Origin of the sequence: Methylocella sp. (assembly GCF_041905455.1) — a bacterium.
Classification (GTDB): domain Bacteria; phylum Pseudomonadota; class Alphaproteobacteria; order Rhizobiales; family Beijerinckiaceae; genus Methylocapsa.
Genome location: NZ_JAYRLA010000034.1, coordinates 1 through 12,520, shown reverse-complemented (window position 1 = coordinate 12,520; position 12,520 = coordinate 1). Strand labels below are relative to the sequence as shown.

Here is a 12,520-nt window from a genome sequence, read left to right as displayed (position 1 = left end):
CGGTCCTCAGCTACGTCGGCGCCTACGGCCGCCGCACCATCTACCAGAACCAGGTGCAGGCCGGCTTCAGCTACAAGTTCGATCTCGCGCCGCCCCCGGCCCCGATCGTCGCAAAGTACTGAGCATTACATACGCTTTGAGGAAAGCCCGGCGATTCGCCGGGCTTTTCTGCTTTGCGGGAGAGGATTCGCCGCCCTTGCAAGGGCGGCCCCCACATGGCAATCAGCGCCATGACCAAGGAACCTGTCCTTTCAGCCCCGCCGCCGCGCGGCGACCACGCGCCGAAGATCGCCTTCGTCTCGCTCGGATGCCCAAAGGCGCTCGTCGACAGCGAGCAGATCGTCAGCCGCCTGCGCGCCGAGGGTTACGAGCTCACGAAAAGCTACGCAGGCGCCGCGGCGGTTATCGTCAACACCTGCGGCTTTCTCGACAGCGCCAAGGCGGAATCGCTTGAGGCGATCGGCGCCGCCCAGGCGCAAAATGGCAAGATCATCGTCACTGGCTGCATGGGCGCGCAGCCGGGCGACATCGACGCGCGCTTTCCCAACCTTTTCCGCATCACCGGACCGCAGGACTTCGACGCGGTGATGCAGGCGGTGCACGCCGCGGCGCCGCGGCCGCACGACCCGCGTTTCGACCTGCTGCCGCCGCAAGGCGTGAAGCTGACGCCGCGGCACTACGCCTATCTCAAGATTTCGGAAGGCTGCAACAACCGCTGCAGCTTCTGCATCATTCCGAAGCTGCGCGGCGATCTGGTCTCGCGCCCCGCCGCCGACGTCCTGCGCGAAGCGGAGAAGCTCGTCGCCGCAGGCGTGCGCGAGCTCCTCGTCGTCTCGCAGGACACCAGCGCCTACGGGCTCGACCTGCGCTATTCGGAAAGCGCCTTCCGCGACCGCGCCGTGCGCGCCCGATTCGTCGACCTCGCCCGCGAACTCGGCGCGCTCGGCGCATGGGTGCGGCTGCACTACGTCTACCCGTATCCGCACGTGGACGACGTCATCGAGCTTATGGCGCAGGGGCTTGTGCTTCCCTATCTCGACATGCCGCTGCAGCATGCGAGCCGCGACGTTCTGCGCGCCATGCGCCGCCCGGGCGATCAGGACAGGACGCTCGACCGGTTGAGATCCTGGCGCGCGGCGTGCCCCGACCTTGCGATCCGCTCATCCTTCATCGTCGGCTTCCCCGGGGAGACGGAGGAGGACTTCACCCGCCTTCTCGACTGGCTGGAGGAAGCCAGGCTCGACCGCGTCGGCGCGTTCAAATACGAGCCCGTGCAGGGCGCGGCGGCCAATGATCTCGGCCAGTCGCCGGTGCCCGCCGAAACGACGCAGCGCCGCTACGACCGCCTGATGGAGGCGGCGCAGCGCGTCAGCGCGCGCAAGCTGAAAGAGAAGGTCGGCAGGCGCGTCCAGGCGATCGTCGACGTCGGCGGCAAGGACGCCGTCGGGCGCAGCAAGGCCGACGCGCCCGACATCGACGGCAAGGTGTTCATTTCCGCGCGCCGCCCTTTGCGCGTCGGTGAGATCGTGCGCGTGAAGATCGAACGCAGCGACGCCTATGACCTGCACGGAACGGCGGTCTGACGCGATCCGCCAGGTCGCGGCGCCGCCCGACTCGCGCGTTCAGTTCGGCAGCGCCATCTGCTTCGCGTTCGGCACCGTCTTGGCGTAGTTCAGATCGTAGGTCGTGTCGCGCAGCGGATCGAGCGGCGTGCCTTCCGAAACGTCGTAAATCCGCGGCCGCTGCGGCTTCGCTTCGGAAGCGGCCTCAGGCGCCGGCTCGGGACGCGGCTCCGCCGTCTGCAGGCTCAGCGCCGCCGTCTCGAGAGCAAGGCCCGGATCGGCGCGATCAGGCGCGCCGCCCGGCGCGTCGCCCGCGGCGGCCGCCGCGTCCGGAGCGCGCGCCGCGGACGAAGCCGCCTGCTTCGACCATGGGTCCGCTTTCGCGAACGTCGCCGCCGGCGCCGCGCCGGCTGGGGCGTCTGAGTCTTCCGGCCCGTCGAGCGAGGCCGCGGCCGGCGCGCCGGCGCCGGTGCGGCCGAGCTCGGCGAGGCCAGGGCCCAGGGTCAGCGGAGCGCGCGCGTCGGCGAATTTGCGGTCGCGCCCGGCTTTCGCGCGTCCTCCCGCGTCCGTCTTCAGCGTCGCGCTCCAGGGAGCCGCGACCGAAAGCGGCGGGCCGAGCGCGGCGTAGACGCGTTCAAACTCGGAGGCCGCGACTTCCTGCGCCGCCGGCGCGGCGAAGGACGGAAGCGCGCCATAAACGCGGCCCTCGCGCTCGCCGCGCTGATCCGGGCGCGGCGGGGCGGCCCGCCCGCCGGCGGGAGGGGACGCGGCCGGAGCGGCCTGCGGCGCGCGGTCGAGATCCTGCGCAGCGCCGGCGGCGGCCTTGTCTTTCTCGATCTGCCGCCAGCGCTGCACGTTGCGCGCGTGCTGGTCGAGCGTCTCGGCGAAGACGTGGCCGCCGGAACCGTCGGCGACGAAGTAGAGATCCTGCGTGCGGGAGGGATTGGCCACCGCCTCAAGCGCGGCGCGTCCCGGATTGGCGATCGGGCTCGGCGGCAGCCCGTCGATCGTATAGGTGTTGTAGGGCGTCTGCCGCTCGAGCTCGCTGCGGGTTATCCCGCGTCCGAGCGTGCCCTTGCCCCCGACGAGCCCATAGACGATGGTCGGGTCCGACTGGAGCCGCATATGCTTGGCGAGGCGGTTCATGAAGACGCTCGCGACGCGCGGGCGCTCGTCGGCCTTGCCCGTCTCCTTTTCGACGATGGAGGCGAGGATCACCATCTCATAGGGCGAGTGAAGCGGCAGATTGGGGGAACGCTTCGCCCAGATCTGGTCGACCGCGCGCTTCTGGTCGTCCTGCATCTTCTTGACGAGGTCGCCGCGCGCCCAGCCGCGCGTCACCTTGTAGGTGTCCGGCATCAGGCTGCCTTCTTTCGGCAGGTCCCGAAGCTCGCCGGAGAGCACGTCGTTCTCGAGCAGGCGCTCGACGATCTGCTGGCTGGTGAGGCCTTCGGGGATCGTCACCGCATGCAGCACCTGCTTGCCGCTGACGAGCGTGTCGATGACCTTGCGCAGGCTGGCTCCCTGCTTGAACAGATACTCGCCCGCCTTCACCTTTGAGCGGTTCTGCTCGACGGTGAGCGCGACGTTGAGCAGGAACGGGCTGTCGATGACGCCTTCGCGGTCGAGCTCGTCGATGATCTCGGAGAGTTCGGCGCCCGGCGCGATGTTGAGCACCTTGTCGGCGGAGAGGGGTCCTGGCGCGTTGATGCGCTGCTCGCCCCACACCGCCGCCAGCACGCCGCCGAGCGCCACGATCACCAGAAAAGAGAGGAAGCCGCTGACCGCCGACATCACCGGGCGCCTCCGGCTCGGAGGGACCGGCGGCGGCGGCGGCGGCACTTCCGGCTGCAGCGCTTCGTTCGGACTCTGCGGACCGGCGCGGTAGGAGCCGCGCCCCCCCTCAGGCGCGGCCGGGCGCTGCGCGGGATCGCCGGAGCTGGGAGGTGGCGCGCCCATTGCTGATCCTCATTCGCTTCTCACGCGCGCACGTCGCCCGCGATCCGGACGGCGACGCTTCGTCGTCAAGTTGCGCCGATCCGACCAAGCAGGAAAATATGGCGAAATCGTCGCCGCCGCCACCTCAGTCGACGCGCTTGAGGATGAGGCAGGCGTTGGTGCCGCCGAAGCCGAAGGAATTCGACAGGACGAATTCGATCTCGCGCCGGCGCGCCTTATGCGGCGCGAGGTCGATCGACGTCTCGACGGAAGGATTGTCGAGGTTGAGCGTCGGCGGCGCGACCTGGTCGCGCAGCGCGAGCGCGCAGAAGATCGCCTCGACGGCGCCGGCGGCGCCGAGCAGATGGCCGATCGCCGATTTCGTCGACGACATGGTGAGGCCGGCGGGCTTGTCCCCGACGAGCCGATGCACCGCCTGCAGCTCGATCTCGTCGCCGAGCGGCGTCGAGGTGCCGTGCGCGTTGATGTAGTCTATGTCTTGCGCCGCGATCCCGGCGCGCTTGAGCGCCGCGGCCATCGCCCGATAGGCCCCGTCGCCCGTCGGTTCAGGCGCGGTGATGTGATAGGCGTCGCCCGACAGGCCGTAGCCTACGACCTCGGCGTAGATCTTCGCGCCGCGCGCCTTGGCGTGCTCGTAGGATTCGAGCACCACGCATCCCGCCCCCTCGCCGATCACGAAACCGTCGCGATCCTTGTCGTAGGGACGCGAGGCCGCCTTCGGGCGGTCGTTGAAGCCGGTGGAGAGCGCGCGGCAGGCGGCGAAGCCGGCGACGCCGATGCGGCTGATCGGCGATTCGGCGCCGCCTGCGACCATCACCTCGGCGTCGCCCAGCGCGACGAGCCGCGCCGCGTCGCCGATGGCGTGCGCGCCGGTGGAGCACGCCGTCACCACGGCGTGGTTGGGGCCGCGCAGCCCATGCTGGATCGAGACATAGCCGCCGGCGAGGTTGATCAGCCGGCCGGGGATGAAGAAAGGCGAGACGCGCCGCGCGCCCTTCTCATGCAGGATGACGGCTGTCTCCGCGATTCCGGTGAGGCCGCCGATGCCCGAGCCGATGAGCACTCCGGTGGAGATCTGCTCCTCGTAGGTCGACGGCTTCCAGCCGGCGTCCTCAAGCGCCTGCGTCGCGGCCGCGACGGCGTAGACGATGAACAGGTCGACCTTGCGCTGCTCCTTCGGCTCCATCCACGCGTCAGCGTTGAACGTGCCCTCGGCTCCGTCGCCGCGCGGAATCTGCATGGCGATCCTGCACGGCAGGTCGGAGACGTCGAAGTCCTCGATCGCGCGCGCGCCGCTCTGGCCGGCGATCAGCCTTGTCCAGGTCTCCTCGACGCCGCAGGCGAGCGGCGAGACCATGCCCATTCCGGTGACGACAACTCTTCGCATGTCCTGCGATCCGGCCGATGGCCGCCCCGCGCGGGCTGGGGCGCCCGGCGCCTGCGGCCTTCGCCGTCACCAGCGCCGCCGCGCGGGCGGCGTCTGTTTGCGGGAAATCAGGCGGCGGTGGCCTTCTCGAGGAAATTGACGGCGTCGCCGACGGTGACGATCGTCTCGGCGGCGTCGTCCGGAATCTCGACGCTGAACTCCTCCTCGAAGGCCATGACCAGCTCAACCGTGTCAAGCGAATCCGCGCCGAGGTCCTCGATGAAATTGGCGCTGTCGACGACCTTGTCGGCGTCCACGCCCAGATGTTCGATCACGATTTTCTTCACCCGCTCGGCGACATCGCTCATGGCGTTCCGATCCTTGTCCTGTAAAATTTGCCGAAATGGCCGACGTCGACGCGCAGCGTCCAGCAGCCTCTTCCTCGCCGCCGATGGCTCACCGGCGCCTACGATTGACCCAGGTCATGTGCGGCTGTCGATTTCGAGAGCTCCGAAATCGAGCGAAGCTCGCTCCCCCTCACAGCTTGACGCAGGCTTGGTAACACACTTCAATCCCCTTGGCGAGAGCCTGCGCACGTCCCCGAAGATTGAACCTAAGCCTCTCAGATCATTGCCATTCCTCCGTTGACATGCAGCGTCTGTCCGGTCACGTAGGAAGCCTCCGGACTGGCCAGATAGACGACCGCGGCGGCGATCTCGGCGCCTGTTCCGAGCCGTCCCATGGGCACGGCCGCGAGCGCGCCGGCGCGCTGCTTTTCGTTGAGGACGTCGGTCATCGGGCTTTCGATGAAGCCCGGCGCGACGCAGTTGGCGGTGACGCCGCGGCTCGCCACCTCGGCGGCGAGGCTCTTGAACATGCCGATCATGCCGGCCTTGGACGCGGCGTAGTTGCCCTGCCCCGGGTTGCCCACGACGCCGACGACGGAGGTGATTCCGACGATGCGGCCGAAGCGCTTGCGCATCATCGGCTTGAGGCAGGCGCGTGCGAGCCGGAACGTCGCCGTCAGATTGACGGCGATGACCTTCTCCCACTCCTCGTCCTTCATGCGCATGAAGAGATTGTCGCGCGTGACGCCGGCGTTGGCGACGAGGATGTCGAGGCCGCCGAGCGCCGCCTCGGCGGCCGGGACCAGCCCTTCGACGGCCTGCGCGTCCGAGAGGTCGCAGGGCAGGACCGCGGCGCCTTCGCCGAGCTCGCCCGCCAGCTCCTCGAGCGCCTCGCGCCGCGTGCCCGAGACGGCGACGCGCGCGCCCTGCGCGTGAAGCGCGCGGGCGATCTCCTTGCCGATGCCGCCGCTGGCTCCGGTGACAAGCGCGGTTCTGCCCGAAAGGTCGAACATGAAGGAGAACTCCAAAGCTTTCAGGCGATGGCCCGGTAGGCGTCGAGATCGGCCGGAGCGCCGACCGAGAGGCCGCTCGCGCCTTCGACGACCCGCCTGACGAGGCCGGACAGCACCTTGCCGGCGCCGCATTCCACGAAGGCCGACACGCCGGCCCCGGCCATATACACGAGGCTCTCGCGCCAGCGCACGGCGCCGGTCACCTGCGCCACCAGAAGCCGGCGTATCTCGTCGGGTTCGACGACGGGGGCGGCGGCGACATTGGCGACGAGCGGCGCCGCGGGGGCGCGAAAGGAGACTTCGGCGAGCGCCGCCGCCATCTTCTCGGCGGCCGGGCGCATCAGGCTGCAATGAAACGGCGCGGACACCGGCAGCAACACCGAGCGGCGCGCTCCCCTGCCCTTGGCGATCTCGATCGCCCGGTCAACCGCTCCAGCCGAGCCGGAGACGACGACCTGGCCGCCGCCGTTGTCGTTCGCGACCTCGCAGATCCCGCCGGACTCAAGCGCCGCCTCGCGCGCGATCTCAGCCGCGGCCTCCGCCTCGACGCCGAGCAGCGCGGCCATGGCGCCGACCCCGACGGGAACCGCGTCCTGCATCGCCTCGCCGCGAAGGCGCAGAAGGCGCGCGGCGTCGGCGACGCCGATCGAGCGCGCCGCCGCCAGCGCCGAGTACTCGCCGAGCGAATGGCCGGCGACGAAAGCCGCGTCGCGGGCGATGTCGAGACCTACCTCCGCCTCGAGGACGCGAATCGCGGCGAGGCTCGTCGCCATCAGCGCCGGCTGCGCGTTGGCGGTGAGGGTGAGCTCCTCCTGCGGGCCTTCGAACATCAGCGTCGAGAGCCTCCGGCCGAGCGCGTCGTCGACTTCGGCGAGGACGTCGCGCGCAGGCGCGAAAGCTTCCGCCAGCGCCTTGGCCATGCCCGCCGACTGCGAGCCCTGTCCGGGAAAGATGAAAGCCTTCGTTGGTCCGCCCAAAGCGTCGTTCCAAATGTATTGCGACTTGCGGCGGCAGCGAGTGACATCGCCGCCAAGCCCTGTCAAGCCGTCAACGCAATTCTTTCTTGCCGCGTCTTTTCTTGCCGCGCCGCGCCATTGACCGACGCAAGACTTGCGCAGCCGCCTCCGTCGCGAGCGGACGAGACTTGCAGGCGGTGAAATTCCCGTTATAAAGCGCGCTTCGCGTTCCCGGCTGGGGGCTGAACGGAAAGGCGCGCGCCGCGCGCCGGACCCTGTCGGGTCCATTCCCGTGTCTCCGCCTTCGTCGGTCTCGTCGGGCCTTTCCGGGGCTCGAAGGGCTTTGCGCCGGACGCGACGCCGACTCCTCGGCATTTTCGAAAGGCAGGATCATGGCTCTTTACGAGCATATTTATCTTGCTCGCCAGGACATCTCCGCCCAGCAGGCGGAAACCCTGACCGAGCAGTTCAAGACGGTCCTCGAATCGCTCGGCGGCAAGGTCGAGAAGGTCGAATACTGGGGCGTCAAAACCCTGGCGTACCGGATCAAGAAGAACCGCAAGGCCCACTTCACCCTGCTCAACATCGACGCGCCGCCGGCGGCGATCGCCGAAATGGAGCGCCAGAGCGGCATCAACGAGGACGTCCTCCGCTTCCTGACCATCCGCGTCGACGCGCTCGAGGCCGGCCCCTCGGCGATGATGCGCAAGCGCGACGACGACGACCGCGGCGAGCGCGGCGAGCGGCGCGGGCCCCGTCCCGACCGCGGACCCCGCCGCCCGCGCGAGGAAGCCCCGGCCAGCGAAGAAGGAAGCCTTTGATGACGACTCCCGCCGCTCCGCGCCGTCCGTTCTTCCGCCGCCGCAAGACCTGCCCGTTCTCCGGGCCGAACGCGCCGAAGATCGACTACAAGGACACGCGCCTGCTCTCGCGCTACGTCTCCGAGCGCGGCAAGATCGTGCCCTCGCGCATCACCGCCGTCTCGGCCAAGAAGCAGCGCGAGCTGGCGCAGGCAATCAAGCGCGCCCGCTTCCTCGGCCTGCTGCCCTACGTCATCCGTTAAGGCGCCGAATCCTCCTGATCGAGCGGGCGGAGCCACGGCGCCGCTCGCGCAAGGCGAACATCGCCCCTTTCCGCCGCATGAGCCTTTCCGGCTCCTGCGCTTTTGTTGGGACGGGCGGGCCGAAAGCCCGACCCGCCTCTAACCGCCGCCGCGCGGGACAGCACGTCGATGGCCAAGGCACCTTCTTTCTTTAGCGCGCAGCTCGCGGCGATCTTCGGCGCCGGCGCCGCCTCCGCGATCCTGTTCAGCCTGATCGGCAAGGGAACCGCGCTCGCGATTTCGCTCGCCTATCTGTCGCCGCTGCCGCTCATGATCGCGATGATCGGCTTCGGCCTCGCCGCCGGCCTTGGCGCGGGCGCCCTCGCCTGCCTTGGCGTCGGCCTCGTCGCCGTTCTGCAGTCTGGCGACCTGCTCAATGCGGGCGCCTCGGCGCTGACCTTCGCGACGGCGCTCGCCGCCCCTTCGCTGTGGCTCGCCTTTCTCGCCTTGCAGGACGTCGGCCCTGGCCCTTCCACGCCCTCGTCTCCCCCGGCGACGGCGAGCGCGCCGGCGTTTGAAAAAATCATGTCCTCCGTCGTCGTCTGCTCCGCCGCGGTCGCGGTCGGAGCGGGGGCCTTCGTCGCCGCGCGCCACGGAGGCTTTGAAGCCGCGCTCGCGCGCGCCGTCGCGATTTTGCAGCCGACGCTTGAATCAGCGGTCGGCGAAGCGCAATTGCCCGATGGCGTCGACCTCGGCCGCGTCGCGCGGGCGATAGCGCTCGCCGCGCCGCCGGCGATCGCCGCCTCGACCCTTCTCATGCTGCTGGTCAATCTTTGGCTCGCCGCCCGGGTCGCGCAAAAATCCGCGCAGACGCGGAGACGCTGGCCGGATGTTCCCTCCGGACTGCGCCTGCCCCGGATCTGCGCGCCGATCCTCGCCGGCGCGCTCGCGACGGCTTTCCTCGGCGGCCCTGTCGGCGTGATCGCCGCGACGATCGCCGCCGCGCTCGTCATGGGTTTCGCCCTGCAGGGCCTCGCCGCGATTCATTACCTCACGCGCGGCCACAAGCATCGTCCGCTGGCGCTCGGCCTTCTCTATCTCGCCCTTTTCGCCCTCGCGCCGCCCTGGCTGCTCATTCCCTGCGCCGCGCTCGGCGTCGCGGACTCGCTGTTCGGGCTGCGCGCGCGCAAGAAAGCTGCGCCCGCGCGCCGCCCCGGGTGATCCTCGAAAACCTCACACCAACAAGGATGAACGCAATGGAAGTGATTTTGATGGAGCGCGTCGCCAAGCTCGGCCAGATCGGCGACGTGGTGCGCGTGAAGGACGGCTACGCGCGCAATTTCCTGCTGGCGACGGGCAAGGCCCTGCGCGCGACGGAAGCCAACAAGGCGCGCTTCGAAGGCCAGCGCGCGCAGCTCGAAGCGCGCAACCTCGAGCTCAAGTCCGAGGCCGAGCGCGTCGCCGAGAAGCTGAACGGCCAGTCCTTCGTGATCGTGCGGCAGGCTGGCGAAACCGGCCATCTCTATGGCTCGGTCTCGCCTCGCGACATCGCCGAGGCGGCGTCCGCGGGCGGCTTCGCCCTCAACCGCAACCAGATCGTCCTCGCCGCGCCGATCAAGACGATCGGTCTCGTCGAGGCGCCGGTGCATTTGCACCCGGAGGTCGTCGCCGCCATCACCATCAACGTCGCGCGCTCGCTCGCGGAAGCCGAGCGCCAGGCGGCGGGCGAGGAGGTCAACACCGTCGAGGAAGCGACGATGGACGATCTCGGCCTCGAAGTCGGCGCGGCGCTCGCCGACGCGGGCGGCAGCCTCGGCGACCGCTGAGAACGGAAGCCGGGCGTTGCGGCGCAGATCTCCAGGCGCCGCGGCGAAGCCGCCTTCCTCGGGAAGGCGGCTTTTTTGATCGCCGCAGCGCGCCGCGCGGAAATTCCGGTCTGAATGGCGCAATTGCGTCGGCGGCCTGAGGATCCCTAGCCAGAACGCAGAAAGGCCCGGCGCGAAGCCGGGCCTTCCGAAGCGAAGCGCTTTGGGATCAGAAGGCGCGCTGCACGCGCACGCGGCCTTCGTACATGTTCTGCGTGCCGCGGAAGCCAGGCAGGCCATACGACTGCAGCACCGCGTCGGAGGCGAGGCCGACAGGACGCGAGATGGTGTTGTTCAGGTAGAGGAACTCGGCGCCGATGTCGAAGCCCTTGACCGGGGTCCAGACGAGGTTGGTGCCGACGCGGGCGACGCCGACGTTGGAGACGCCGACAGCGCCGCCATAGCCCTGCAGGGCGTTGTAGGAGTAGTTGATCTTGGCGTAGGAGCCGAAGAACGCCGAAGCGAGGGTCGGCAGCCAGTAGTGCTTGTAGGCTGCGACGATCGACCAGCCGCTCTGCTGCTCGCAGACGCCGCTCAGGGTGAACACGCAGTCGGCCGGGGTATTGGCGTTCCAGCCGGTCGAGCTGTCGCTCGGCGTGAAGCCCGAGCCGTAGAAGCGGTTGCCGCTCACCGCGCCGTAGCTCGAGGCGAGGTTGTTGCCCCAGATATAGCTGACGGCGCCCTTTTCATAGGCGGCCTGCAGCCACAGCTTGTCGCCCGGCGAGAGATAGTCGGCGTTCAGCTGAACGCCGCCCTGGACGGCCCAGCCGTAGGTGTCGCTCGAAGCCGCCGGGAAGCCGTAGCTTGAGCCGTATCCCAGACCAGTGGTGTTGGACCAGAGGCTCGCGCGCGCCTGATGACCGGCGGCCGAGATCTGCGCCGAGCCCCATTTGTCGTCGATGCGGACGTTGGCGACGACGTCGGGAAAGCGCATGCCGGCAGGCTGGCCAGAGAAGGACGTGCCGGAGTAGCCGTTGACGAAATTCGGCTGGAGAGCCGCGCCGGTGGCGTTGGTGTAAAAGCCCGACACCGTGCTGCCGACCGCGCCGGCGCGCGCCGACTGGTCTTCGACCGACAGGGTCGTCGACCACACGTCGGCGAAGCGGAACGTGTAGGCGGCCAGCTGGGTGGTGGCGCTGGAGCCGTTCAGGTTCTGATAGTTGTAGGCGTTGGCGTAGAAGTCGAACATCGACTGCGCGCGGCCGGCGGTCAGGCCGGCGAACTGGATGAAGGCGCGGTTGACGATGGTCGTCTCGCGAGTCGCGCTGTTCGCGGTGGCGGTGTAAAGGCCGGTATTGTTGAAGCTGCCGCCGCTCTGCAGAGAACCGGTGTTCGCATAGCCGGTGCCGACATAGGAATCGACGCGGACGAAGGTGCGTAGCGTGCCCCACGGCGTGCCGGTGCGGGCGTCGAGCTCGACACGGCCGAGCGTATCCCAACCGTACGAGTCGCGCGTGCGGGCGTTGGTGTATTGGCCCGGCGTCGGCACGTAGCCATAGGGCGTCTGTCCGCCGCCGGCGACAAGCGCCGCGCCCGGGAGGCCGAGGCCCGACGGCGTGCCCGAGCCGACGAAGGCGTTGCTCATCGAATAGCTGCCGTCATAGAAACGAACCTGGCCGAGGACCAGGCCGCCGACCTTGAGGCAGGTGTCGGTGCCGGGAATATAGAAGAAGCCCGCGCCATAGGCGTCGCAGACGCGCACATATTCGATCGGCGCGGCCTGACGGGCCGGCAGGTCGGCGGCCTTGACGCCGGAGACGCCGGCCATCACGGCGGCGGATCCCAGGAGAAGGCCCTTAAACGCTTTCATTTCAAACCTCCGCTTCAAAGACCTGACCAGGACCGCTCCATGGCGCGACGTCGGCGCGTTTTCCCGCTTTTGCGCCGCGCCGGGCCACCTTTGCAGGCTGCATCCCGCTTTCTACCGGTCCAGAGACGACGGCCGATTGTCCGCATCTCTGGTCGGGGTCACGATCGGGTCTTGGCCCCCCTCTCGCTCGCCATTAGACACTAGCGTCGCGCAGTCGCTGGGAAAACAGCTTTGAGACCCGAGTCTTCGGTTCGGCCGCAGACTGTGGCGCCAGCGCAACCATTTGCGGGCGAAGGCGGCCGGGCGAAGCGAGGCGGCCCTCGAAGGAGCGCTTGCCTTCGCCAAATCCGTCGGGCATATCTCCCCGGCGTCGCCCGTTGGGCGCGGGCGTCAAGCGGAGACGTGGCCGAGAGGCTGAAGGCGGCGGTTTGCTAAACCGTTATAGGGTTGCAAAGCCCTATCGAGGGTTCGAATCCCTCCGTCTCCGCCAACTAAACTTCCCGAGCCCTCCCGACTAGTCCCGAACCTCTTGAATTAGCGCCGGCTTTCGGCGATAGGCTTTCCCGAGCAGTCCCGTTCAATCCCGTGTAATCCCGGCAA

11 protein-coding genes and 1 tRNA gene are annotated in these 12,520 nt (G+C 68.9%); 6 read left to right on the top strand and 6 right to left on the bottom strand.

The features are described from left to right. The first annotated feature begins 230 nt into the window (after positions 1–230). A complete protein-coding gene (gene rimO, locus ACE3OG_RS16405; RefSeq protein WP_374310605.1) occupies positions 231–1,583 on the top strand; it encodes a 30S ribosomal protein S12 methylthiotransferase RimO in 1,353 nt (450 codons plus the stop codon). Positions 1,584–1,622: 39 nt separating this feature from the next. Here the strand turns inward: rimO and mltG are convergent, their stop codons facing one another. The 5 genes from mltG to fabD all read right to left on the bottom strand — a co-directional run bounded on the left by mltG (position 1,623) and on the right by fabD (position 7,224). Next, a complete protein-coding gene (gene mltG / locus ACE3OG_RS16400; protein ID WP_374310603.1) occupies positions 1,623–3,356 on the bottom strand; it encodes an endolytic transglycosylase MltG in 1,734 nt (577 codons plus the stop codon). A 289-nt stretch (positions 3,357–3,645) separates the two neighbouring features. Beyond that, positions 3,646–4,908 carry a beta-ketoacyl-ACP synthase II gene (fabF, locus tag ACE3OG_RS16395; RefSeq protein ID WP_374310601.1) on the bottom strand — a complete coding sequence of 421 codons (1,263 nt, stop codon included), beginning with the start codon at positions 4,906–4,908 and terminating at the stop codon, positions 3,646–3,648. Between the two features lie 107 nt (positions 4,909–5,015). After that, on the bottom strand, positions 5,016–5,255 hold the full coding sequence (locus ACE3OG_RS16390; RefSeq protein ID WP_374310599.1) for an acyl carrier protein: 240 nt from the start codon (positions 5,253–5,255) through the stop codon (positions 5,016–5,018). A gap of 254 nt (positions 5,256–5,509) precedes the next feature. Next, complete coding sequence (gene fabG / locus ACE3OG_RS16385; RefSeq protein WP_374310597.1) at positions 5,510–6,247, bottom strand: 3-oxoacyl-[acyl-carrier-protein] reductase; 738 nt, start codon at positions 6,245–6,247, stop codon at positions 5,510–5,512. Between the two features lie 20 nt (positions 6,248–6,267). Beyond that, complete coding sequence (gene fabD, locus ACE3OG_RS16380; RefSeq protein ID WP_374310595.1) at positions 6,268–7,224, bottom strand: ACP S-malonyltransferase; 957 nt, start codon at positions 7,222–7,224, stop codon at positions 6,268–6,270. A gap of 371 nt (positions 7,225–7,595) precedes the next feature. Here fabD and rpsF point away from each other — a divergent pair, with 371 nt between their 5' ends. From rpsF to rplI, 4 genes are all read left to right on the top strand, one after another. Continuing rightward, the gene (rpsF, locus tag ACE3OG_RS16375; RefSeq protein ID WP_374310593.1) at positions 7,596–8,024 is read left to right on the top strand and encodes a 30S ribosomal protein S6; all 429 of its coding nucleotides are present in this window, start codon (positions 7,596–7,598) and stop codon (positions 8,022–8,024) included. After that, positions 8,024–8,266, top strand: a complete 243-nt coding sequence (gene rpsR / locus ACE3OG_RS16370; RefSeq protein ID WP_374310591.1) for a 30S ribosomal protein S18 — start codon at positions 8,024–8,026, stop codon at positions 8,264–8,266. Before rpsF ends, rpsR begins: the two co-directional genes overlap by 1 nt. A gap of 168 nt (positions 8,267–8,434) precedes the next feature. Then, on the top strand, positions 8,435–9,466 hold the full coding sequence (locus ACE3OG_RS16365) for a DUF2232 domain-containing protein (RefSeq protein WP_374310589.1): 1,032 nt from the start codon (positions 8,435–8,437) through the stop codon (positions 9,464–9,466). Positions 9,467–9,501: 35 nt separating this feature from the next. After that, entirely contained in the window at positions 9,502–10,071 is a 570-nt protein-coding gene (rplI, locus tag ACE3OG_RS16360) for a 50S ribosomal protein L9 (RefSeq protein WP_374310587.1), read from the top strand. Positions 10,072–10,279: 208 nt separating this feature from the next. On the opposite strand, the gene ACE3OG_RS16355 is transcribed toward rplI, so the two are convergent. After that, positions 10,280–11,920 (bottom strand): porin, encoded by a 1,641-nt coding sequence (locus ACE3OG_RS16355; protein WP_374310585.1) that lies wholly within the window; start codon positions 11,918–11,920, stop codon positions 10,280–10,282. Between the two features lie 396 nt (positions 11,921–12,316). On the opposite strand from ACE3OG_RS16355, the gene ACE3OG_RS16350 reads away from it, so the two are divergent. Continuing rightward, positions 12,317–12,410 (top strand) — tRNA-Ser (locus tag ACE3OG_RS16350). The last annotated feature ends 110 nt before the right edge of the window (positions 12,411–12,520 follow it).